The following is a 23,108-nucleotide window of genomic DNA, read 5'->3' on the forward strand; positions in this document are numbered from 1 at the left end:
TGGTATCACATTAATCCTGCGTTTTGCTAAGTGAGTTTTCATGTTGTTCACACGCCACCTTCTTTCTGCCCCAGCCATTCTTGGCTGCGCGGTTCTACTCAGCGCCTGCGGTCCGGACAAAGACGCGCCGCAGTCTGTGGTTATCACAGGGAAAACCATGGGCACCTATTATCGGGTCAGCGTGGTAGGACTCGATAAAAGCCGTGAACCGCAATTGCGCCAGCAGATTGAAGACCAGCTTAAAGAAGACGACCACGAACTCTCGACCTATAAAAACGATTCCGTACTCTCACGCTTTAATCAATACAGCGGTACCGAGCCGCAGCCGATCAGCTCAGGCATGGCCGATGCGATTATTACTTCGTTGAGAATAGGGCAAAAAACGGGTGGGGCGATGGATATTACCGTGGGTCCGCTGGTTAACCTATGGGGATTTGGCCCGACCAAAGAGCCGATTAAGATGCCGACGCAGCAACAGATTGATACCGCCAAGGGCGAAATCGGTCTGCAGCATCTAAAAGTGATTCAGCAGTACGACGGTGACTATTTGCAAAAAGATAAGCCCGACATGTATGTCGATTTATCCACCGTAGGTGAAGGTTATGCCACAGACCATCTGGCGCGGCTGGTTGAGGCCAACGGTATCAGTGATTATCTGGTGTCGGTCGGCGGTGCCGTAGTGTCTCGTGGTAAAAATCCAGAAGGTAAAACGTGGCAGGTGGCAATTCAAAAGCCCACCGACAAAGAAGATGCGGTGCAGGCGATTGTCGATTTGCAGGGCATGGGCATCAGCACCTCTGGCAGCTATCGCAACTATTATGAACTCGACGGAAAACGCCTTTCGCACATTATCGATCCCGCTACTGGACGTCCTATCACGCATAAACTGGTTTCGGCCACGGTCATTGCCTCCTCTGCGCTAGAGGCCGACGGTTGGGACACGGGTCTAATGGTGCTGGGGACTAAAAAGGCCTTGGCGCTGGCGGAGAAAGAGCATTTGGCGGTCTATTTAATCACCAAGGAAGGCGATGGCTTTAAAACCACTATGACCCCTCAGTTCAAGGCGTACCTGCGCAAGGCCGACTAACCGGCTGCATTATGTTCTAAGAACACTCTTAAAAATAACCCGCAGTGCCTTTATTTGCGGGTTATTAGCGTAACAAACCGATTTTTTTACAATTTACCTTTTGGTCGGTTACGACAAGTTGGGCAGTATCTGTTTTCAGGGGAGCATTTTTTTCTCGGCATATTCCAGCTTCACCGCTGCAGATTTGCTGTGAAAAAAGAGTTATCCCTACATTGTCTTCAAAGAAGCGGCTGTTTTCTACGTTGCTGAAGTCACAAACTCATCTTTAAACGTTTTATGGTCGTCATGTCATTTTTTTCCCGAGTCTTTCATTCTGGGTTTACCCGTCACGCAGTTCCACTGTCTTTACTGTTGATCTGTTTCATTGCGCACAACGCTTGTGCTAAAACAGTGCCGCGTATGCTTTCGCGCTCGGTGCTGGTCATTAATGCATCGAACGGACGGGTGCTTTACCAGAAGAATACCGCCCGAGCTTACCCTATGGCATCGCTGACCAAGCTGATGACAGCCATGGTGGTTCTCGACAGTAAACAATCGTTGAGTCAGAAAATCACCGTGACGCCCGCCGATCGTGACCTGCTAAAGAACACTCACTCGCGGCTGTCCATTGGTTCCACTTTGTCGCGTAAAGACATGCTGCATATTGCGCTGATGTCGTCAGAGAATCGCGCCGCCGCTGCGCTGAGTCGTTACTATCCGGGCGGGCGCCGCGCATTTGTGCGCCAGATGAATCGCAAGGCTCAGGCCTACGGTATGCGCAATACCCATTTTTACGATCCCACAGGCTTGACGCCGCGCAATACCGCCTCGGCGCATGACCTGGCAATTATGGCTAAACATGCCTATCGCTATGCGCTTATTCGTCAACTTTCCACCGACACACATTACGTGGTGCATCCGGGGCGAGGTCAGCTGGTTTACCGCAGTTCTGACGGTCTGATTAACAATAAAACCTGGAATATTGTCTTGCAGAAGACCGGTTTCACCGATCAGGCCGGGCACTGTCTGATCGTCTATACGCGAATAAAGGGCCAGGACGTGCTGATGATTATTGCCGGTGGACCGCGCAGCTATTCACATTATCACGATGCGCTGGGGCTAAAAGCGTGGCTAATGCACGGTAATCTGTAAACACCCGTTAAGTAAACCGGGCGTTGTCTAAAGGGGGAAGAGGGGGCGGTTATTTGGAGAGGCCGATCAGCTCAAACAGCACCACCGTGCGCGATGGGCAGATGTATTCACGGCCAAAGTCAAAGTTGTGCTCGTTGATATCATCAGGCTGGAAGGTATCGAGAATGTGCCGCCAGCTTTCTCCGTGTGCGACATAAGGCAGCGAAAAAACGACCTCCTCGTGCGCGGCATTAAACAGCAGCAAAATGGTGCTCAGTGAACCATAGCGAATCAGACCGGTAGGCTGAGCACGTCCGTCGAGCAGCATACCAATGCTTTTGGCGTGAGGGTCGCTCCAGGCATCACCGGTCATTTCGTCGCCGTTGGGCTGAAACCAACTCACGTCCTTTACATCGAGTTTTTCATGCAGTTCACCGGTGAGAAAACGCCCACGATGCAGAATTGGAAATCTTTTTCGCAGGGCAATGAGTCGATAGGTGAATAAAATCAGCGATTTACCTTTGTCTTGAATGTTCCAGTTAACCCAGGCGATCGGCGTGTCCTGACAGTAGGCATTATTGTTGCCGTTCTGCGAACGGGCGAACTCATCGCCGGCGAGCAGCATCGGCGTTCCCTGCGAGAAGAACAGCGTGGCCAGCATGTTGCGCATTTGACGCACTCTCAGTTCATTAATGGTCGGATCGTCCGTTGGGCCCTCAACGCCGTAGTTGGCTGAAATATTGTTGTCGGTGCCGTCCTGACTGTCCTCACCATTCTGCTCATTGTGTTTGTGCTGATAAGAAACCAAGTCATTGAGGGTGAAGCCGTCGTGGGCGGTGATGAAGTTTACCGAGGCGTAAGGCTTGCGGCCGCGATGGTTGAAAAGGTCGGCCGATCCGGAGAGGCGAGTCGTGAAGTCTGCAAGTTGACCTTCGTCACCGCGCCAAAATTTGCGCACCGAATCGCGAAAACGATCGTTCCATTCGACCCAGCCGGGTGGAAAGCCGCCCACCTGATAACCGCCGGGGCCACAGTCCCAAGGCTCGGCAATCAGTTTACACTGGCTCAACACAGGGTCCTGACGGCAGGTATCGAGAAAGCCGCAGCCCTCGTCGAAACCATAGCTTTCGCGACCTAAAATGGTGGCCAAGTCGAAACGGAAGCCGTCAACCTGCATTTCTGTGGCCCAGTAGCGCAGTGAATCGGTCACCATTTGCAGTACGCGCGGGTGACTCAGATTAAGTGTGTTGCCCGTGCCGGTGTCGTTAATGTAGTAGCGCTTGTTTTCGGGCATCAGGCGATAATAACTGGCGTTATCAATACCTTTAAATGACAGCGTTGGGCCTAGCTCGTTACCTTCGGCGGTGTGGTTATACACCACGTCGAGAATTACCTCGATTTCAGCGGCGTGCAGCGTGGCAATCATCTGCTTGAATTCGTTAACTGTGTGGGTCGCCATATATTGCGGATGCGGCGCAAAAAAACTTAAGGTGTTGTAACCCCAGAAGTTATGCAAACCTTTGTCCTGTAAATGGCGGTCATCGGTAAAGGCGTGGATAGGCATCAGCTCAATCGACGTTACTCCCAGCGACTTGATGTAATCAACAATTTGCGGCGTAGTCATCGCCGAAAACGTGCCGCGCAGGTGTTCGGGAACTGCCGGATGGCGCATGGTGTAGCCGCGTACGTGGGTCTCATAAATAATGGTATGTTCCCATGGAACCGGATTTTTACGTGAGCGGGACCATGAAAATGCAGGGTCGATAACTCGGCATTTCGGTAAAAACGCCGCACTGTCGCGGTCATCAATATGCAGGTCTTTCTTGTCGCTTTCCATGTCGTAGGCGAAGAGGGCGTCGTCCCATTTTAAATCGCCGACGATTTGCTTGGCGTAAGGATCCAACAGCAGCTTGGCGGGGTTAAAACGGTGACCATCGTGTGGCGCATACGGGCCGTAAACGCGGTAGCCATACAGCAAACCTGGGCGGGCGTCGGGCAGATACCCGTGCCACACTTCGTCAGTATATTCAGGAAGCTCAATGCGGTCGTACTCTTCGCCCTGGTCGTTGAACAGGCAAAGTTCAACTTTGGAGGCATTGGCTGAAAACAGGGCGAAATTCACCCCCAGACCGTCCCATGTGGCACCTAATGGCACCGGTAGTCCTTCGCGAACGCGGGTTTTATGGCCGCTATCAAAATCCTTGACCCTTTCTCCGTCACTGTAGGGATAAATTAAACGTACGCCTTGGTCTGAAACTTCAACATCGACGGCTGCTTGGGGTTTACTGGAAGTATCGACTGTTGCGGTCGGTTTAACCGATTTCTTTGGTGGGGCTTTGGCCATCGTCAAGTGATCTCCGAAAGAGGTTACGAACAATAATGTGCAAAGCGCATCTCTGGAGTGTAGACGATGTGGATTAAACGCACCTTGAAACAGATGATCTGGCTGAAAAGCTGTACAAGTTTAAGTTGTTACATGATAGTAAATAGCCTGCTGGAACTCATTTTACAAGGCTGAAAATCCGCTTTGTTATGGCGCAATTGCGTCTGTTTTTTACCCGAGGGAAGTCGTGATGACAATCGCTTTGTTGTGCCATATTGAACCCGATGCCGGTTATCCGGCACAGTTTGAAGCCGCAGGTTTTACCCTTTATTACGCCACTACCGCCGAACAACGTGCCGAGCTTGACCCCAAAATTGCGGCTGAAATTCGTGCGGTGCTCACCGTGGGTTCGATTGGATTATCAGCTTCACAGATGGACAGTCTGCCCAAGCTTGAGATTATCTGTGCGCAGGGCGTAGGTTTTGAACTTATCGATACCCAGGCGGCCAAGGCGCGAAATATTCAGGTAACACACGGTCCGGGAACCAATAACTCGGCGGTGGCTGACCATACTTTGGCGCTAATGTTAGCCATCACTCGCCGCGTTCCCTATCTCGACCATCGCGTTCGCACCGGTAAATGGACGCAATCACGTATCACACTGCCCGGCATGTTTGGCAAAAAACTCGGCATTATTGGCATGGGCAATATTGGTCATCAAATAGCGCAGCGCTGCGCCGGGGGGTTCAATATGCCGGTGGGATATTTTAATCGTCGACAGATAACCGACAGCCCATGGCAATATTTTGAGAGCAGACAGGCACTGGCAAAATGGGCTGATTATTTGGTGGTCGCCACGCCCGGCGGTAAAGATACCGTAAAATTGGTGGACGCCGAGGTGTTGCGCGAGCTTGGCCCTGAAGGATATCTCATTAATATCGCGCGCGGCACTGTGGTAGATACCGCGGCATTGATAGATAGCCTGCAGTACGGTGGTATTGCCGGTGCGGCCCTCGACGTCATTGACGGTGAACCTGAGGTGCCTGAAGCGTTGATTCCCATGACCAAAAATTTGGTGCTAACGCCGCATACGGCAGGCCGTTCACCGGAGGCGATGGACAATATGATGAAGCTGGTTTTGAACAATCTTGCGGCCCACTTCAGCGGTAAAGCCGTGTTAACGCCGGTTAAGGCGTAGTTCAAAATAGGCTTTTGCGCATAATAAAAGCGCCCTTATTAGTAAAAAGCATAAGTAACGGTTTTTTCGTATTTGTCCTAAAGGTTACGAGAACGTAACAATAGGCATCATGGAAAACTAATAGGGGTGCACGGTGAATTTCCAACAGCTAAAAATTATACGGGAATCAGCGCGCTGCAATTACAACCTGACTGAAGTCTCAAATATGCTTTTTACTTCACAGTCGGGCGTCAGCCGCCACATTCGCGAGCTTGAAGACGAGCTCGGGGTTGAAATATTTATTCGTCGCGGTAAGCGGTTATTGGGATTAACCGAGCCGGGTAAAGAGCTGCTGTCTGTAGCCGAGCGTATCCTCAACGAAGCGCAAAATATTCGTCGTCTAGCCGACATTTTCTCTAAGGAGGATGCCGGTGTATTAACGATTGCCACGACTCACACCCAGGCTCGTTACAGTTTGCCTCGGGTGATTAAAGCGTTCCGCGCGGTTTATCCCGCAGTGCGTCTGGAGCTGCATCAGGGGTCGCCTCAGGAAGTGCTGGCCATGCTGCTTAGCGGACAGGCCGACGTGGCAATAGCCAGTGAAAAGCTGATTAATGACCCCTCTGTTGCGTCATTCCCTTATTATCGCTGGCATCACGCCGTTCTGGTTCCGGACGGCCATCCGTTACTTGAGCAGCAGCCGGTAACCCTGCAGCAGCTCAGTGAATACTCGCTCGTCACCTATCGTCAGGGCATTACCGGCCGCTCGCGGGTTGACAGCGCCTTTGAGCAAAACGGGCTTAATCCTGACATCGTGCTCAGCGCGCAGGACTCGGACGTCATTAAAACTTATGTCGAGTTAGGTTTAGGCGTGGGTATTCTGGCGGATAAAGCCTTTGATGCCGACAGAGACCGTGGATTGCAACTTATTAATGCAGAACATCTTTTTGAGTCGAACACCGTTTGGCTTGGCCTAAAGCGCTCCCAGTTACAACGTAACTATGTTTGGCGCTTTATTGAGCTGTGTAATCAGAGCCTGTCGATTAATGAAATCAAAGAGAAGGTTTTCAAACAGCCGCAGAGTGATAGCGATGTGGTGATTGATTACCAAATCTAGATTTTTGATTGGGTTTTACTGGCAAATTTGAGTTTAAGGGCATGCGCTGGGCCACCGCCCAGTGCGCAAAGCGTATACCTTTGAAGTTAAAATTTTCCCCGTTTGCTCCAAACCACACTTCGCATCACCACTCCGGTGAGGTATAGTCCGCTTTTTCCGGAGAAACCATGCTGACCAACTCATCCATTCGTCTTAACAAATATATCAGTGAGAGCGGCATCTGTTCTCGCCGTGACGCCGATCGTTACGTCGAACAGGGCAACGTTTTCATTAACGGTAAGCGTGCCGCAGTCGGTGATCAGGTTTTCCCAGGTGACGTTGTCAAAGTTAATGGGCAGCTTATCGAACCGCGTGATGAAGAAGACTTGGTGCTGATCGCTTTGAATAAGCCGGTGGGTATTATCACCACCATGGAAGAAGGCGAGCGTGACAACATCAGTGATTACGTTAACCACAGCAAGCGTGTTTTCCCCATTGGACGTTTAGATAAAGATTCCCAGGGGCTGATTTTTCTCACCAACCACGGTGATTTAGTTAATAAAATCCTGCGCGCTGGCAACAATCACGAAAAAGAGTACCTGGTTACGGTAAATAAGCCGATTACCGACGAGTTTATTCAGGGGCTGGGCGCCGGTGTGCCAATGCTGGGAACCGTCACAAAAAAATGTAAAGTGAAAAAAGAAGCACCGATGGTGTTTCGCATTACGCTGGTGCAGGGGCTTAACCGTCAGATTCGCCGCATGTGTAAACATTTTGGTTTTGAAGTGACCAAGCTTGAGCGCACGCGCATCATGAACGTCAATCTGAAAGGGTTGCCGCTGGGTGAATGGCGCGATTTGACCGACGATGAACTGGTCGAACTTTTCAAACTGATTGAAAACTCATCGTCTGAAGATAAACCGGCAAAAAAGGCGCCAGCCAAAACTGCTGGCGTTAAAAAACCAAACATCAGCAAGCCAAAAACTGCTGAAAAGCCTGATGGCAATGCCTCATCCCGCAAGCGCTTTGCTCAGGCCGGCCGTAAGAAAAAAGGGCGTTAATCCTGTATTACAGGCTGTCACCTATCTACTAAGGACAGAGGCACCGAGCCGCTGTCCTCAATATTCATACACCCTTCTGGTCGAGCATACCCTTCAACTGTAAGCTCATACCTTGCACTCCTGCGATTGAGAAGCCATCAGGCGTTATCTACCCTGGTCAGCCCATTGCACGAAGAGAAATCAATAATTAACATTTGATTAGCGATAATATGAATTTTGCATCGTTTTCGCCGGTGCTAGCCTGCATATCACTGTCTCAATCCGAGCCTTAGATTTGTGGAGCCTCTGTTATGCCTGATTCCTTTAATTCTCCCCCTCTGCGCCACACGGCCGAACTCCTGCAGGCGCTGCGCAATGGCCAGGAAGTGGCTATTGTCGACCTGCGTGAAGAGGCCGATTTCGCCAGCGGGCATCCGTTGTTTGCTGCTAATTTGCCACTTTCTAAGCTTGAAATAGAAGTGCTGGACCGCATACCGAGTCGAACGACACCGATTACGTTGTATGACAACGGGCAGCGCTACAATCAGCGTACTGATACGCGCCTGACCGAGGTCGCCTATCAGCGTCTTAAGGCGCTGGGCTATGTGGACGTTGCGCTGCTGGCGGGGGATCTTGAGGGCTGGCAGGAAGCGGGCGGAGAAGTCTTCGCAGGCGTCAACGTGCCGAACAAGGCTTTCAAGGCCTGGAGCCAGTACAACGGACAATCACCGGTGGCGAGCGAGCTGTTTGAGCCGGAAAGCCTGAACCAGGCCAGCAGTTTGGCCAAACGCGTGGGCGTGCAGAGTATCGATTTGTCACAGCTCATTCAGTGGCAGGCTGACAGTCAGCGAACGCTGTATCTGTTTGACGTTCGCACGCTTGAAGAGTATCAGGCCGGTCATCTGCCGGGTGCGCGTCACGTTACCGGCGAACAACTGCTGCAACAAACTGAACACTATGCCAGCGTGCGCGGAGCAAGAATTGTGTTGCTTGACGACAACGGGCAGCGTGCAAATATCGTCGCCTCGTGGTTAGCCCAGCAGAACTGGCGCGTGTTTGTGCTGGGCTTTGACGCTAACAATGCCAATGCGGTGAGTGAGTTATTTACAGCAACCGGCAATGGCAGCGTGACATCTGCTCCCGTACCGGCCATTGAAAGCATCGACGGCGAACAACTGGAGCAGTGGCTGGCAGAGGGCGATACGGGCATTATCGATTTAACGATCAGCGCCAACTTTCGCAACCGACGTATTCCTGGCGCGGTGTTTACCGCCCGCAGTCAGCTGCCGCAGGCATTAGCGCAGCAGCCTGGGCACAAACGCTGGGTTGTCACCTGCGGCAGTGGGTTTTTAGCCCGTTACGCCGTCACTGAAGTGGCGGGATTAACCGGTGTGCCTGCCTATTTATTGGACGGTGGTACGCTGAAGTGGATTGCCGAAGACCGACCTTTGGAACACGGCGATTCGCCTTATCTACGTAATCCGCGCGATAAATATCTGAACCCGGAAGAAAACGCCGATGCCGGACATGAGGCGAAGACAGGCATTAAAGCGTGGGATGACGGGCTAGTGGCACAGCTTGAGCGCGATAACACCCACGGATTTCGTCAGCCAGCAAGAGGTGAGGTGTAGAGTACGCCATAAAAATGGGCAGCCGAGGCTGCCCATAAACAAGTAAAGATAAATTTTAGCGACGACCGCGGGGGTGCGTTCTGGCGGTCCAGTCATATGTTGCCGACGTGCTTGGCGTTGCGTTGGCTTTGGCTCGGCGCTTTTCAGCACGGGCTTTGCTGGCGACTTTTTCTTTCTCGGCCATCAGCGTATCAATATAATCGTCTTTGATACGGTTGTTCTCGGAGTTGGTCAGTTCACGTCCCTGAGCTTTTCTTGCCCGGTCTAACTGAGTTTTTAACTCCCGTTGTTCGCTTTCCGTCATGTCTTGTTGCGTCAATCTTTTCATTACTTTTGCGTCCCTCTGAGGAAAGTGTCCTCCAGTGTAGTCGTTAACGTCTAAAAAACTCAGAGATAACGCATTATTTAATTAAGTTGTCTGTGGTTTTTTCTTGGCTTTGACCGTCACGCCGGGAAATTGAATCAGTGGCAGGCGGGTTGATTGCCAAAACGCCAGCAGCGCCAGAACCGCGCAAACGGCAAGACCTATGTCAATCGCATTCACCATGGCACTGCGCGCCAGCGGGTAATACTGGGCATACTGCGGGTTGAGCGGCTGCAGCAGCACCTGTGGGTCAGAGAAATAGCGCAGCACCGCGTCGGGAACCGTGGCGTCATTGGCCTGCAGCAGTTTACTGCCCACGTGAACATTATAAAGCTTAGTCACACCCGCGCCGGTGAGCGCGGTGCCAAGCAGGCCGCCAACCAGACGCAGGGACTGTGTGAGTGCGGTTGCTATGCCGAGAAATTCACGCGGGGCCAGCGTCTGGATAAAAATGGTGACGTTCAGCAAGATGAAACCAATGCCAATACCCGCCATCATCATTAACCCCATCAGCACGCCAAAGTGACCGTGACTGCCCACCAGCGCTAAAATCGCGCAGGCGGTAGCTGCGACCAAAAATCCCATCTGTGGTAAACGCATCGGATTTTGCATACGGGTCACGATACGGCCATTGATAATAGCGCTAATGGTAATACTCACGCCCATTGGCGTAACTAACCACGCGGCCTGTTTCGGCGAATAGCCATAGCCTCCCTGGAACAGCAGCGGCATAAAGTACAGCAGAGTGAACAACACCGCACCAATCAGCACGGAAATAATAAACAGCTGCTTAATCGGACCAATGGCAAACAGCGGCGGCGGGAGAATGGGCGAATGCGCGCGACGCTGTTGAAAAATCAGCAGGGCAGCACTGAGGCCGCAGGCAAGCATGAGCCCCAGTAGCGTAAAGGCTGAGCCGTTGCTCGGCAGAAACTCCGCCAAAAGCTGCATGCTGCCCAGCACGCACATAATCAGCAGCGCACCCAGCCAGTCGAGGCGAATCGCGGCCTTTTTCTCCGGTTTGAAGTAGGGCAGGTAAATCCACGACACCACCAGCGCTAACACACCCAGCGGTAAATTAAGATAGAACACTGAACGCCAGCCGTACTGCTCGGTTAAAATCCCGCCAAGTGTAGGCCCCAGGGCGTTGACAATGCTGAAGGCGGTGCTGAACAAAATCTGCCAGCGCAGACGCTGACGGGTATCGGGAAACAGTTCTGGAATACAGGCAAAGGCGGTGCCCACTAGCATGCCGCCGCCAATGCCCTGCACCGCGCGCCACAGAATCAACATCTGCATACTGCTGGCAAACGAGCACAGCGCCGAAGAGAGCGTGAACAGCACGGTCGCAGCGATAACAAAATATTTACGGCCATAGTAGTCGCCGAGGCGACCAAAAATAGGCACGGTGATAATAGAGGTCAGCAGATAGCTGGTGGCTACCCAGGCGTAGAGATTAAAGTCTCCCAAATCAGCAACGATATAGGGCATGGCGTTGCCTATAACCGTTTGATCTAATGCTGATAACATTAATACCAGCGCCAGCCCGAGAACGGCCAGCAGTGAGCGACGGAAAGTCAACGGTGAGGCAACTACTGAATCAGTCATTAAACATGCTCTGCGGCAAAAAATAGGGAAGAAACAACGATCTGGTGCAGCATAAACCTGGCAATCCCTGGCATTAGCCTAGGGCAATATTACGTGAGGCGGCACGGCCAAATCCAAGAGGAGTTTCAAATAACATAATCAGTTTTACTTATAGTTGTGCAAACTCCGCAGTGCCTCAAGCGCCTCTATCACTTTCTGCAGGCCTTTGTTCAGTGGCTTGTCCTGGCGTAACACCAGCCCAAGTTGACGCTCAAGCACCGGTTCGAGGTGGCAAAACGTCAACGCGCCTGACGTATCGTCCGCCATCGCCAGTTGCGGAACAATGCTGAACCCAAGACCCGCACTTACCATCTGTTTAATGGCTTCAATACTGCCTAATTCCATGATGGGGCGCGGCTTTAAACCTTGCTGATGAAACCAGCTGTCGATCAGAAGTCGCGTGCTGCTGCCGCGTTCAAAGAGGATCAGCGGCAGGTTGGCCCACACCTCGGGCGTCATATTTTGCAACGTTTGGCGTGTGTTTGCCGCGCCGAGAAGCAGAAACGGCTCGTGATAAAGTGGCGTTATCGAGACGTTTTTACCTGCTGCCGGCAGGGTGACCAGTGCCAAATCAAGGCGATTTTCCTCTACGGCTTTTACCATTTCATCGGTATTTCCAATGCGTACCGTCACTCCCAGGCCTGGCCATTCAACCTTGAGTCGGCCAAGCAGCGGCGGCAGTAGATGAATACAGGCGGTAGCACCGGTGCCCAGGGTCACATTGCCGCTCACGCCCTGCGAATGAATCGCCATGGCCTGCAGGGTGAGGTCGATGCTGTTATCAATATTGGGGATCTGTTCCAGCAGTGTGAGACCGGCAGCCGTAGGTTTCATTCTTTTGGCGATACGCTCGAGCAGTTTCAGATTAAAAAAACGTTCCAGCTGGCGTATTTGCAGGCTCACCGCCGGTTGGGTGAGTCCTAATATTTCAGCGGCGTGAGAAAAGCTGCCGTGACGTACCACCAGTTTGAAGGTGGCGAGTTGGTCCAGATTGATCGTTGTCGCAGTATTTCGAGTCATACCAAAGTTTTTCTTATGCTGATGATAAGTTCACAAAGCTACATTAACTTAACTGTTTACTTTACTCTTTAAATCAATGCAATCACCGAGGTGAGAAAGAGTCATGTTATTGGAGAGTGACGCTACAAACGGCGTTGAGCTGGCGGACGCCAGTGAGTCGGATATGTCGGCAGTACAGCAAATTTATGCGCACCACGTTATTCATGGACTATCCAGTTTTGAAACTGAAGCGCCTACGTTGGAAGAGATGCTGCTGCGCCGTAAAAATGTGTTGAGCAAAGGCCTGCCATATTTAGTGGCACGTCAGCAGGGAGAAGTGGTCGGTTACTGCTACCTTTCACCCTACAGGCCGCGCTACGCCTATCGTTTCACCGTGGAAGGTTCGGTATATATCGCCGAAGGACAGCAGGGAAAAGGTCTCGGTAAAAAGCTGATGGCCGAGGCGATTGCGCGCGCTGAACGTGGCGGTTGGCGTCAAATGATGGCGGTGATTGGCAACAGCGAAAATATGGCTTCGCTGCGGCTGCATCAGGCATTGGGTTTTCAGGTAATTGGTCAATTGACCGGGGTGGGTTATAAGCACGGCCGCTGGTTAAACACCATTATGATGCAAAGAACGCTGGGTGAGGGCGACACGACGTCACCGCATGATTGCGAAAAATAACGATAATCATTATCATCCAAGGCTTTGAAAATGACTTTTGAGGCCTTATGCGTTTTTCCAATTGGGCAATGGCCGTTGCAATAGCGATTGGCGGCGGGACAGGGGTTTACCAGGTACAGGCCAAAACGGTCACCGATATCTTTCAGCGCCGTGTGGAAGTGCCCGACAATCCGCAGCGCATCGTGCTGGGCGAAAGCCGTATGCTTTACAGTCTGGCGCTGATTGAAAATGGCGACCCCTCAGCAAACGTGGTCGGCTGGCCGGGCGACATGGCCCATTATGATCCGCAAAGCTGGCAAATATACCTTAAAGCCTTCCCGCATATTGCCACCATCCCACAGTTAGGAAACACCGGTTATGACCAGATGAGTGCGGAAAAAATTCTCGCACTTCGCCCTGATTTGGTTATTTTGCCGCGCTACGCCAAAAAGCCGTCAGGTGAAGGTTCAATTGAACAGCAGTTGCAAAATGCCGGCGTGCCGTTTATCTACGTTGATTTCCGAGTCGATCAGCTTAATAACACCATTCCCAGCCTCAAGTTATTGGGAGAAGTGCTGAATACCCAGCAAAAGGCAGAGCGGTTTATTACCTTTTATCAGCAACACATGAACCACATTTCCAAGACGCTGGCGGCCTATCATGGGCCAAAGCCGACGGTGATGCTGCAACTGCATTTAGGCAGAAGAGAGAGCTGTTGTACCACCGTGTCAAAAGGCAATCTGGCCGACCTGCTTCAATTTGCCGGCGGCGATAATATTGCCAAAAAAGCCTTTAAAGGGGTCTACGGGGAGATGAATCCTGAGTCGGTTATTGCCGCGAAGCCGGATATTTATATTACCACCGGCATGTCCGGGCCGGAAAGGCCGGACGATTTGCAAATGGGGCCGTTAGTCAGCGTACAGCAGGCTCAGGACAGCTTCAAAAAGCTGATGTCGCAGCAGCCTATTTTGTCGAGCCTGCAGGCTGTGCGCGAGGGTAAAGCCTACAGCCTGTGGCACAATTTTTACTTAAGTCCTTATCATCTGATCGATGTCGAAATATTTGCCAAAGTATTTTATCCCGAGCTATTCGCCTCACTCAATCCTGACCAAACGCTTAACGATATTTATCAGCAATTTTTGCCGATTCAGCTCACGGGTACTTACTGGACTCCTCTTTCCGCGCAGCCATAAATCCCCTGCCGGTCTGTACCGGCAGGGGGATTGCGGTTAAAAGTCTACGCTGGCTGAAAGCACCAGATTACGGGTCTCTCCTTCTTCTACGCGCAGATTACCGGCGCTGGAGGTGTAGTACTCCTTGTTAAAAATATTATTAATGTTAAGCCGCAGTTGAGTGTGTTTGCCCAGCAGCGCGTTGTCCCAGGTGATGAAAGCATCCGCGACCGTATAGGCTGGCATGGTGAAGCTGTTCTCAGGGTCACCCGCGCGTGAGCCTACATAGCGCGCACCGCCGCCGAGGCGCACGTCGCCCTGAACCGGCACCCAACGCAAGGTATGGCTGACATACAGGCTGCCCATATTGGTCGGCGCATTCACCAAACGGTTGCCGACGTTGCTTTGCGACACATTGTCTTCAACTATCTCGGTTTTATCGTAGGCATAGTTGGCGCTGAGGTTCCAATCTTTGGCAATCTCACCGTTCATTTCCAGCTCTATACCGGTTGAGCGCGCCTTGGGAATATTGCGTGTGACGCCGTTGATAAATACCGACATGTCTTTTTCATCAATGCGATACAGTGCCATCGTGGCGTCCAGGCGTGGCGTTATCTGCCATTTGCTGCCCACTTCATAGGTGGTACCTAGCTCTGGCTGAGCGGTATTGCCATCGTCATCGACGCTGGTGGACGGGGTAAACGACTTGCTGAAATTGCCATAAAAGGACAGTACTTCATTAAGCTTGTAAACCAGCCCAATCTGCGGCAGAAACTTGTTCTCAGTGTCGTTCTGCGTTTCGGTCGGCGTTACAAAGCCGTATGAACTTTTTTGATTGTAATGCTGATAGCGGCCGCCGATCACTCCAATCCACTGGTCGGTAAAATGAATGCTATCCTTGGCATAAACCGAATGATTATAGAGGGTTGAACGCAGATTGCTGCTGCTGTCGAGATAGGTCGAACTGTTAGTAATGGGCGAGACGCCGTAAACCGGGTCGTACATACTAAAGTTTGAGTTGACCTTACCGCGATAGGAGTACTGTTTGTAGGTCTCAACTTTCTCATAATCGGCGCCAATCAGCAGGTCATGTTTCATGCCCAAAATCTGTGGGTCGCCTATCCAGTCCCACGACGTCAGGCTGGTTTGATGGTTAAATCCGCGGTTGGCGTCTGCACGGCGCGACACTGCGCCAGTAGTGGTGTTAATGGCCGTCGCGCGGACTTCGTTGCTGTCGTAGCGGCGCTGCATCCAGGCATAAGTGAAACGCGTTTTCCATTCTGGCGTCAGCTCATATTCCCAGGTGGTGTTGAGGCGTTTGTTTTTGCCCCATGCATGGTTGGCCAGTTCGTCAAGTCGGCGCTCATAGGGAATGCTAAGCGGTTTGCCATTAATGAAAGCCGTGCCGCGATCGTAAGGGATATCGTATTTATATTCCTGATAACTGATGTTGAAACTGGCTTTTTCCCCGAACCAGCTTAGGGAAGGGGCGATGAGGGTATGCTGGTCTTTGCCAAAGTTGCGCCAGTAATCTTCGGACTGCCGTTCGGCTATGAGCCGGAAAGCGAAGCCGTTGCCCAGCGGGCCGGTGATATCAATCGCGCCAGAACCGCCGCCGAAGCCGCCAGTACGGCCACTCACTCGCGTATTCCATTGATACTGCGGTTTTTTACTGATGATATTGATGACGCCGCCCGGGTTCTGAATGCCGTACAGCAGAGAGGCTGAGCCTTTAAGCACTTCAACGTGGTCGGTGGTAGCACCAAAACCGAGCCCCTGGTTGCTGCGCACGCCGTCGAGCAGAATTGACCCATCGCTGTTGGCGCCAAACCCGCGTTTAACAAAACCGTCCTCCGTGCCGCCGAGGGTGTTGCCCTGCGTAACGCCGCTGACAAACTTCATCGCCTCATCCAACGAGGTCACTTGATAATCTTCAATCATCGACTGGGTTACGACGCTCACTGACTGTGGCGTTTCGTTAAGCGGGGTTGCGGTTTTGGTGGCCGTAGAGGCTTGGCTGGCACTGTATTCAATCGGATAAGCATCGGCTACATCGGCGGTAATCGTCATCACCGAGGCATTATTCTCAGCCGCAGTAGCGGTGGCAGCCAGCGAAGGCGTGGCGTGCAGAATGGTCAGTGCCAGTACGCCTGGTTTAAAATAGCGCCCTGGTTGCGGGTTGCTTATACGCCCATGGGTACTGTTTTTTATGGTTTTTATAGAAATCGACAAAATGATAATCCCTGAAAATGCAAATGATAACGCGTTGCATTCTAATTATCATTTTTGTCAATTTACACTATTTTTTACAAATGATTTTAATGAGCATTCTGCGTTAATGTTTGACGACTTAGCTGATAGATATCTTTTGACTCCAGCACCCTGTCTCCTTCGCCGCGCCTTGCCGCATTGAGCATGGCCAAGCCGACATTTACGGTAGTCAAAATAATCCCCGGCATTAACGGTCTGGCGATAACGATAAAGGGCCAAAGGATCGGGTAGAGCAGGCGATAGGCTTTCGTTTTAGACTTCACGCCGTGTAGGGGTTGTATTATTCCAGGACGGAAAAGATAAACGGCCTTAAAGGGCAGAGCCAGCAGGGCATTTTCAGTTTTCCCTTTCACGCGCGCCCACATGCTTTTACCGCGTTCTGTGCTGTCGGTGCCCGCACCGCTGACATAGACAAACGTCATCATTGCATTGAGACGCTGCAATGTTTTCGCGACAGACAGCGTCAAGTCATAGGTAATGTGCGCATAATCAGCTTCACTCATCCCGTAAGAAGACACGCCGAGGCAGAAGAAGCACGCATCGAGGCCCTCAAGCTGCGATTCAATGTCGGTGAGGTCAAACAAATCGCCATGAACAATTTCTTTCAGCTTATCATCGCGCTTGCCAATCGGCGTTCGGCCCAACACGACCGTTTCGCTAACGTCATTCGCCAGCAAGGTCTCACGCAGCACGCCCTGACCGACCATACCCGTTGCACCCAGAATTAAAATTCGCATGATGACACCTCAAAAGCCGGAAGAGTGAAATGACACGCCACCAAAAGATGGCGTGCAGAAGAGCTCATTATTCAACGGGGTTATACTTGATATATTTATTCGTGCAGTTAAACAGAGCCATATATTTCAGCGTGCCGCCAGGGCCTTTAGCCTCAAACGGGACGTGATACGTGCCTTTATCTTCTTTCACATTGTCTGAGATAAACGACAGGCTTGGGACTTGAGTACCGAGGTTATCTTTGTCATTGCCCCAGTTTGGCAGCTTATTTTCCATAAAATCACGGGTGACCAAATCCATTGCATTTTGCGGCGTCACGGTCGCGCAGGCCTCTGGAGAAGTGCGCTGCATCCACATTGGATAGACATATGTCATACCGATAGTCAGCACCACCATGGCGAACACCACACAAATCATGGCACCTAAAACCATTTTACCCGTCTTTCCAATCACAATAACTCCTGAGTCTTACTGACTAATATTAAAAATTTCACTCGCCAAGAGTACGATATAAGGGAGGTTTCTTAAATGGAAATTGGTGTTTTTATATTTATCTCCTTACCCATTTATGGCGGGGGAATGGGGGTAAAAGCAGAAAGTTATCCCACAGCACATTGACCTAAACGGCTGTTCAGACCCATCAGCGATCGAGTTCATATCCCCTTACAGATGGCAGCTAAAATCCCCGCTCGTAAGTGCTAGCCTTTTTGGTAGATTAATAACATCAAAATTCAAAGCACAATTGCCGTAAACAAGGAGTAGGACATGAGTCAGCAACCCACCGTTGCAGTATTGGGATTAGGTGCCATGGGGCATGCATTTGCCGCTAACCTGGTCAAAAAAGGTTTTACCACTCGTGTATGGAACCGCACCGCCGCGCGCGGTGAAGACCTGGTCAAGGCGGGCGCCGTAGCCGGTAAAACCCCACGTGAAACCGTTGAAGGCGTTGATGTCGTCATCGCCATGCTTTCAGACGGTGAGACCACGCTCTCGGTATTTAATGGCGAAGACGGCCTGCTGGCCGGACTTAAACCCGGCGGGATCGTCGTGCAGATGGGCACCATCGGCGTTGATGCGACCGAAACACTGATTGCACTGTTGAAAAAACAACGCCCCGACGCCGTATATATCGATGCGCCAGTGTCCGGCACCAAAGGACCGGCCGAGCAAGCACAGATTGTGGTACTGGCCAGTGGCGATCGCGAAGCGGGTGCCGCAGTTGAGCCGGTGTTTGCCGCTATTTCCAAAGGTGTTAAATGGCTGGGAGAAGCCGGACGTGCGTCAAAAATGAAGCTGGTCGTTAACGCTTGGCTTATCTCGATGGTTGAAGGGATTGCCGAAAGCTCACAGCTTGCAGAAGAGCTCGGCTTTACCACTGACGAACTTTGGGGCGTACTGGACGGCGGTCCATTAGCAGTGCCTTACATCAAAGGCAAAATGGATATGTTCAAATCCGATGACTACACCCCGCAAATGCAGCTTACATGGGCTCTGAAAGACATTAATTTGGCGCTTAAAGCAGGTGGCTCACGCACGCTGCCGCTGATGACCAATATTAGCCAGACCTGGCAAAAAGCCGTAGATGCTGGATACGGTGACAGTGACCTTTCCGTGGTCTATCGTTATCTTGGCGCTAATAAAAACAACAAGTAATCACTGTGCTGCCGTGACTTGGCGCATGGCAGCGTTCATTCTCATATTGTCATCACGTTTTTCTCACATCTTCCTCAGTAATGACGGCGTTTTCCTCATACCGCTTCCCCTTGTGGCGCAGCAGAATCGTCACCCAGATTTAATAAAAACGTCATTTAACATCGTTAGCTTAAACCCTGCTTGATTTAGAAATTGTGAATTTTCATTCTCAACTGCGGGATGCAACGTTGATGTCTGCTATTGAAATTTCCCACCTCAGTAAATCTTTTGGATCTCAAACCGTTCTTAATGACGTGTCGCTGCATATTCGGCACGGCGAGTTTGTGGCGGTATTAGGCCCCTCCGGCTGCGGTAAAACCACACTGCTGCGCACTATCGCCGGATTTGAGCAGATCGATCGCGGAACCATCAGCATTGGCGGGCGCAAAGTTTCCTCAGATGAGGGGCATATTCCGCCTGAACAGCGCCAGCTGGCTATCGTGTTTCAAAACTACGCCCTCTGGCCGCACATGTCGGTTGAAGAAAACGTGGCCTACAGCCTCAAGGTGAACGGCGTAGGCAACGCAGAGCGTCGTCAGCGCACGGCCAAGGCTTTGCAAATGGTCGGACTTGAGGCTTTTGGGACGCGGCGTCCTGCCGATCTCTCCGGCGGGCAGCGCCAGAGAGTCGCCCTCGCGCGCTGCCTGGTCGCCCAGCCTTCGGTTGTTCTACTCGATGAACCGCTGGCCAATCTCGATGTGCATCTGCGTGCGGCAATGGAAGAGGAGTTTGCTCAGTTTCATCGTCATACGGGCGCAACGCTTCTCTATATCACTCACGACCAACAGGAGGCGATGGCGATTGCCGACCGCGTGGTGGTGATGGACGCCGGCAAAGTGATGCAGTTTGCCACCCCGCAAACCCTGTATCTGGAACCGGCCAATGAAATGGTCGCCCGATTTATTGATGACGGCAGGGTGATTGACGTTGAAAACGTTCGCCCGTGCGGCCCAGGTTTGGCAGACGTCAGCCTGCTGGACGTGGCGTATCGTTTGCGTGCCAGCCAGCAGCAGAGTCCTCAATCTAAAGGAAAAATCTGCCTGCATGCGGCCTCACTGCGCGAAGCCGAAAACGATGAACCCGGTTTTGTCGTCACCCTTAAACGTATCACCTATCGAGGTGGCTACAGCCAACTGGACGTAGAACCAGAGGGCGCTGAATCACAGCATCTGACTTATCACCTGAGCTATATTGGTGAGAGGCGCATTGGCGATAGAATTCGCCTCACGCTGGTCGATGGCTGGGTTATTCCTGATTGCAATGAATGAGTTAACAATATCTCTTTTACTTAAAGGACCAGGTTATGCACATCACATTTGCTACTACAGCCAAAAAAATGATCGCAAAAAGTTCAACTATCGCACTGTTGGTGACCAGCGCATTGGCGTTACCGCAGTGGGCGCATGCTGATGACGCGCCAACCGGAAAACTGGTTGTCTATACTTCGCAGGCGCCGGAAATAGCCCAACAGACGATCGACGCGTTTAAAGCGGCTTATCCTTCTTTGCAAGTAGAGTGGACGCGCAACGGCACCACTCAATTGATGAACGTGCTGCATACCGAGATGATGGCCGGAGAAGTTAAAGCCGATGTGCTGCTGGTGGCTGATTCAATCAACCTCGGTGCCCTGAAGAAAGAGGGCAAGCTGATGTCTTATCCGCAGGCACCGGTCGGAAATATTAGCCCAGGATTTTATGATAAAGATAAAACCTGGTTTGGTACCAAAATAATCGCCACGGTGATTGGCTACAACACTAAAAATGCCAAACCGGTTGACTCATGGATGGCGCTGACCACGGCAGATAATAAAGGTCAGGTGGCAGTACCTAGCCCGCTGTATTCAGGCGCGGCGCTTTACAATCTGCATACCGCGATTAATACCCCGACGATTGGCTGGGAGTTTTACCAAAAGCTAGCGGCCAACGGCGTGACGCCTGAGGGAGGCAACGGACCTGCGCTTAAGGCCGTCGCCAGCGGGTTGGATAAATACGGTGTGATTACCGATGCCGATATTATTTTAGCCAGGCAAAAAGGGTCACCGATTGACCTGATTTATCCTAAAGAGGGGGTTTCATTTGTTACCGAACCGGTGGCCATACTGTCCTCAGCACACAACGTGCCTGCCGCGAAAGCCTTTGTAGACTTCCTGCTCTCTAAAAAGGGCCAGGAGCTGGTGGTAAAACAGGGCAATCGCCCGATTGATGAGAGCGTCCCTGCACCTGCCGGTTTTACACCGATTGATAAAATTAAGCTGCTTACCCTCGATTCAGACAAAGCCGTTGAAGACGATAAACAGGTACGCGCTAAATTTACTCAAATTTTCGGCGGGTAATGCTATGAGCGTAATAGGTGAGATGACGCGAGCGGCCGCCTTTAAAAGACTTTCGGCGTGGCGCAGCGAAAGGGCCGTGTTGTGGTTTTTGGCCCTGATGATTGGCATCCTGTCGGTTGCTCCATTGACCCGACTCGTCTGGGCCGCCATTGCGCCAGAAGGGATATTCGATGCAGCTCGCCTGTTACACATTATTGGCACGCAAAAAGTGTTGCAGGCTACCTTCAATACGATAGGCATTGCGCTGTCCGCCACGTTGCTGGCGATGCTGACCGGCACGCTGGCGGCATTGCTGGTTGCGTTGACGAATCTGCGCGGCAAGCAGTTGTGGGTGTTCACGTTTATTCTGCCGCTGATGATACCACCTCAGGTCATAGCACTGGCGTGGATCCAAGCGTTGTCACCTTCCAGCCCGCTGCTGACGGGGGTAGTCGGCATCTTTAACGGGCTGGGATTACCGCTAAATTTGGGTAATCAGCAGCCTCTCTATTCGGCCTCCGGCATTATTATTCTGCTGGGTTTACACAATGCGCCGCTGGTTTTTCTTACCGTGCGCGCGGGGCTAAGACGTTTACCGGCTGATTTAGTTGAAGCCGCACGCATCACCGGCGCGTCGCCGCTGCGAGTTTTATTTACCGTGATTCTCCCTCTGGCGCGCCCGGCAATTTTTGCCGGTGCCGCGCTTTCTTTTGTGGCCGCCGCCGGTAATTTTGGTATTCAGGCGATGCTGGGCATCCCCGGGCGCGTACCCACGCTGATCACGTTGGTGTATCAGCGGCTCAATAGCTACGGACCTTCGGCATTGCCCGATATGGCCGTGCTGTCTCTGTTAATTGCGCTCATAACCTTCGCTGGGTTAGCGTTAAGCCGCTATTTAGGCGGACGTCGTGACGTCCGCGTCTCCGGCTCACCGCGCCTTCTCACTCAGTCACTCGGCGGCTGGCGTTTGCCGGTCGAGGGTATGGCTTGGCTGTGGATCCTGATAACGCTGCTGTTGCCACTTTCTGCGCTGATGACCACGTCGCTGACTCGGGGTTTTGGCCAGGTGCTTAGTTGGCGAACACTGACCTTTGAAAACTACCTGAATGCCCTGTGGCAATATCCGGCAATTCATCAGGCGTTTTTTACCAGCCTGGGATTAACCCTACTGGCGGTGGTTATCCTGACTGTTGCCTCACTGTTTTTGGCCTATTTCCTCAGTTGGCAGCGCAGTCGTTTAGTCAGCGTGTTGCAGATGTCAACCGAGTTGGCCTATGCGCTACCCGGGATTGTGACCGGCATAGCTGCCATTCTGTTTTTCCTCAAGCCGTTACCACTGATAAACGTCAGTATTTACGGCACGGTGTGGATAATTCTTGCGGCCTATCTGTCTAATTTTTTGGCGCTGGTGCTGCGTCCCACGTTGGCCGGTTTTGCGCAGATTGAACGTTCACTTGACGAGGCAGCACAGATTTCCGGTGCCGGCTTTATGCGCCGCATGTGGGACATTTTAATGCCGCTGGCGGCACCTTCGGCGATGGCGGGGGCAATTCTGGTGTTTCTGACCGCGCTGAATGAAATTCAGGTTTCAATTCTTTTGGTCACTTCCAGCACACAAACGTTAGGGCCGATGGTTATCTTCCTTGATGAAGGAGGGTCCTCAACCCTCGCGGCAGCGGTGGGGTGTCTGATGATTGTGGTGATTCTGCTGTTTATGCTACTGGCATCGCTGTTTGCCAAACGCCTGCCGGAAGGCATATTGCCCTGGCGCGCGTAAGATCTTTCTGTG

19 protein-coding genes are annotated in these 23,108 nt (G+C 51.9%); 12 read left to right on the top strand and 7 right to left on the bottom strand.

The features are described 5' to 3' along the window. Positions 1 to 40 precede the first annotated feature (40 nt). Together apbE and GA565_RS11840 are read left to right on the top strand one after the other, a co-directional pair. Positions 41 to 1,087, top strand: coding sequence for an FAD:protein FMN transferase ApbE (apbE, locus tag GA565_RS11835; RefSeq protein WP_152198605.1), 1,047 nt, complete (start codon positions 41 to 43; stop codon positions 1,085 to 1,087). Between the two features lie 285 nt (positions 1,088 to 1,372). Continuing rightward, positions 1,373 to 2,218, top strand: a complete 846-nt coding sequence (locus GA565_RS11840) for a serine hydrolase (protein WP_152198606.1) — start codon at positions 1,373 to 1,375, stop codon at positions 2,216 to 2,218. A 49-nt stretch (positions 2,219 to 2,267) separates the two neighbouring features. On the opposite strand, the gene glgX is transcribed toward GA565_RS11840, so the two are convergent. Further along, the gene (gene glgX, locus GA565_RS11845; RefSeq protein WP_152198607.1) at positions 2,268 to 4,541 is read right to left on the bottom strand and encodes a glycogen debranching protein GlgX; all 2,274 of its coding nucleotides are present in this window, start codon (positions 4,539 to 4,541) and stop codon (positions 2,268 to 2,270) included. A 229-nt stretch (positions 4,542 to 4,770) separates the two neighbouring features. On the opposite strand from glgX, the gene GA565_RS11850 reads away from it, so the two are divergent. The 4 genes from GA565_RS11850 (at position 4,771) to GA565_RS11865 (ending at position 9,464) form a co-directional block, all read left to right on the top strand. After that, complete coding sequence (locus GA565_RS11850) at positions 4,771 to 5,718, top strand: 2-hydroxyacid dehydrogenase (RefSeq protein WP_152198608.1); 948 nt, start codon at positions 4,771 to 4,773, stop codon at positions 5,716 to 5,718. A gap of 133 nt (positions 5,719 to 5,851) precedes the next feature. Further along, positions 5,852 to 6,814 carry an HTH-type transcriptional regulator Cbl gene (cbl, locus tag GA565_RS11855; protein WP_084983347.1) on the top strand — a complete coding sequence of 321 codons (963 nt, stop codon included), beginning with the start codon at positions 5,852 to 5,854 and terminating at the stop codon, positions 6,812 to 6,814. A gap of 167 nt (positions 6,815 to 6,981) precedes the next feature. After that, on the top strand, positions 6,982 to 7,854 hold the full coding sequence (gene rluF / locus GA565_RS11860) for a 23S rRNA pseudouridine(2604) synthase RluF (protein WP_152198609.1): 873 nt from the start codon (positions 6,982 to 6,984) through the stop codon (positions 7,852 to 7,854). A 290-nt stretch (positions 7,855 to 8,144) separates the two neighbouring features. After that, a complete protein-coding gene (locus GA565_RS11865) occupies positions 8,145 to 9,464 on the top strand; it encodes a rhodanese-like domain-containing protein (protein WP_152198610.1) in 1,320 nt (439 codons plus the stop codon). Between the two features lie 55 nt (positions 9,465 to 9,519). Here GA565_RS11865 and GA565_RS11870 read toward each other — a convergent pair whose 3' ends face one another. The 3 genes from GA565_RS11870 to GA565_RS11880 form a co-directional block, all read right to left on the bottom strand. Beyond that, complete coding sequence (locus tag GA565_RS11870; RefSeq protein ID WP_055771605.1) at positions 9,520 to 9,792, bottom strand: DUF3811 domain-containing protein; 273 nt, start codon at positions 9,790 to 9,792, stop codon at positions 9,520 to 9,522. Positions 9,793 to 9,873: 81 nt separating this feature from the next. Further along, positions 9,874 to 11,436 carry an MFS transporter gene (locus tag GA565_RS11875; RefSeq protein WP_152198611.1) on the bottom strand — a complete coding sequence of 521 codons (1,563 nt, stop codon included), beginning with the start codon at positions 11,434 to 11,436 and terminating at the stop codon, positions 9,874 to 9,876. Positions 11,437 to 11,580: 144 nt separating this feature from the next. Further along, on the bottom strand, positions 11,581 to 12,495 hold the full coding sequence (locus tag GA565_RS11880; RefSeq protein WP_152198612.1) for a LysR family transcriptional regulator: 915 nt from the start codon (positions 12,493 to 12,495) through the stop codon (positions 11,581 to 11,583). A gap of 103 nt (positions 12,496 to 12,598) precedes the next feature. Here GA565_RS11880 and GA565_RS11885 point away from each other — a divergent pair, with 103 nt between their 5' ends. Then, positions 12,599 to 13,159, top strand: coding sequence for a GNAT family N-acetyltransferase (locus GA565_RS11885; protein WP_152198613.1), 561 nt, complete (start codon positions 12,599 to 12,601; stop codon positions 13,157 to 13,159). A gap of 68 nt (positions 13,160 to 13,227) precedes the next feature. After that, positions 13,228 to 14,331, top strand: coding sequence for an ABC transporter substrate-binding protein (locus GA565_RS11890; RefSeq protein WP_226951031.1), 1,104 nt, complete (start codon positions 13,228 to 13,230; stop codon positions 14,329 to 14,331). 36 nt (positions 14,332 to 14,367) lie between these two features. On the opposite strand, the gene GA565_RS11895 is transcribed toward GA565_RS11890, so the two are convergent. The 3 genes from GA565_RS11895 to GA565_RS11905 form a co-directional block, all read right to left on the bottom strand. Then, positions 14,368 to 16,380, bottom strand: coding sequence for a TonB-dependent siderophore receptor (locus GA565_RS11895; protein ID WP_226951032.1), 2,013 nt, complete (start codon positions 16,378 to 16,380; stop codon positions 14,368 to 14,370). A 248-nt stretch (positions 16,381 to 16,628) separates the two neighbouring features. Then, a complete protein-coding gene (locus tag GA565_RS11900) occupies positions 16,629 to 17,318 on the bottom strand; it encodes an NAD(P)H-binding protein (RefSeq protein ID WP_152198615.1) in 690 nt (229 codons plus the stop codon). Between the two features lie 67 nt (positions 17,319 to 17,385). Continuing rightward, positions 17,386 to 17,769, bottom strand: coding sequence for a protein YebF (locus GA565_RS11905; RefSeq protein WP_226950954.1), 384 nt, complete (start codon positions 17,767 to 17,769; stop codon positions 17,386 to 17,388). 312 nt (positions 17,770 to 18,081) lie between these two features. On the opposite strand from GA565_RS11905, the gene GA565_RS11910 reads away from it, so the two are divergent. The 4 genes from GA565_RS11910 to GA565_RS11925 all read left to right on the top strand — a co-directional run bounded on the left by GA565_RS11910 (position 18,082) and on the right by GA565_RS11925 (position 23,096). Continuing rightward, positions 18,082 to 18,969: an NAD(P)-dependent oxidoreductase gene (locus tag GA565_RS11910; protein ID WP_152198616.1), complete on the top strand. Its 888-nt coding sequence runs from the start codon at positions 18,082 to 18,084 to the stop codon at positions 18,967 to 18,969. A gap of 230 nt (positions 18,970 to 19,199) precedes the next feature. Continuing rightward, the gene (locus tag GA565_RS11915; protein WP_152198617.1) at positions 19,200 to 20,276 is read left to right on the top strand and encodes an ABC transporter ATP-binding protein; all 1,077 of its coding nucleotides are present in this window, start codon (positions 19,200 to 19,202) and stop codon (positions 20,274 to 20,276) included. A gap of 35 nt (positions 20,277 to 20,311) precedes the next feature. Continuing rightward, entirely contained in the window at positions 20,312 to 21,340 is a 1,029-nt protein-coding gene (locus GA565_RS11920) for an ABC transporter substrate-binding protein (protein ID WP_226950955.1), read from the top strand. A 4-nt stretch (positions 21,341 to 21,344) separates the two neighbouring features. Further along, positions 21,345 to 23,096 (top strand): iron ABC transporter permease, encoded by a 1,752-nt coding sequence (locus tag GA565_RS11925; protein ID WP_152198618.1) that lies wholly within the window; start codon positions 21,345 to 21,347, stop codon positions 23,094 to 23,096. Positions 23,097 to 23,108: the final 12 nt, after the last annotated feature.

Origin of the sequence: Rouxiella sp. S1S-2 (genome assembly GCF_009208105.1) — a bacterium.
GTDB lineage: Bacteria > Pseudomonadota > Gammaproteobacteria > Enterobacterales > Enterobacteriaceae > Rouxiella.

Coding starts and splice junctions, on each gene's coding strand:
- apbE (WP_152198605.1), top strand. CDS start 41: ATGTTGTTCACACGCCACCTTCTTTCTGCCCCAGCCATTCTTGGCTGC.
- GA565_RS11840 (WP_152198606.1), top strand. CDS start 1,373: ATGTCATTTTTTTCCCGAGTCTTTCATTCTGGGTTTACCCGTCACGCA.
- glgX (WP_152198607.1), bottom strand. CDS start 4,541: ATGGCCAAAGCCCCACCAAAGAAATCGGTTAAACCGACCGCAACAGTC.
- GA565_RS11850 (WP_152198608.1), top strand. CDS start 4,771: ATGACAATCGCTTTGTTGTGCCATATTGAACCCGATGCCGGTTATCCG.
- rluF (WP_152198609.1), top strand. CDS start 6,982: ATGCTGACCAACTCATCCATTCGTCTTAACAAATATATCAGTGAGAGC.
- GA565_RS11865 (WP_152198610.1), top strand. CDS start 8,145: ATGCCTGATTCCTTTAATTCTCCCCCTCTGCGCCACACGGCCGAACTC.
- GA565_RS11870 (WP_055771605.1), bottom strand. CDS start 9,792: ATGAAAAGATTGACGCAACAAGACATGACGGAAAGCGAACAACGGGAG.
- GA565_RS11875 (WP_152198611.1), bottom strand. CDS start 11,436: ATGACTGATTCAGTAGTTGCCTCACCGTTGACTTTCCGTCGCTCACTG.
- GA565_RS11880 (WP_152198612.1), bottom strand. CDS start 12,495: ATGACTCGAAATACTGCGACAACGATCAATCTGGACCAACTCGCCACC.
- GA565_RS11885 (WP_152198613.1), top strand. CDS start 12,599: ATGTTATTGGAGAGTGACGCTACAAACGGCGTTGAGCTGGCGGACGCC.
- GA565_RS11890 (WP_226951031.1), top strand. CDS start 13,228: ATGGCCGTTGCAATAGCGATTGGCGGCGGGACAGGGGTTTACCAGGTA.
- GA565_RS11895 (WP_226951032.1), bottom strand. CDS start 16,380: ATGACGATTACCGCCGATGTAGCCGATGCTTATCCGATTGAATACAGT.
- GA565_RS11900 (WP_152198615.1), bottom strand. CDS start 17,318: ATGCGAATTTTAATTCTGGGTGCAACGGGTATGGTCGGTCAGGGCGTG.
- GA565_RS11910 (WP_152198616.1), top strand. CDS start 18,082: ATGAGTCAGCAACCCACCGTTGCAGTATTGGGATTAGGTGCCATGGGG.
- GA565_RS11915 (WP_152198617.1), top strand. CDS start 19,200: ATGTCTGCTATTGAAATTTCCCACCTCAGTAAATCTTTTGGATCTCAA.
- GA565_RS11920 (WP_226950955.1), top strand. CDS start 20,312: ATGCACATCACATTTGCTACTACAGCCAAAAAAATGATCGCAAAAAGT.
- GA565_RS11925 (WP_152198618.1), top strand. CDS start 21,345: ATGAGCGTAATAGGTGAGATGACGCGAGCGGCCGCCTTTAAAAGACTT.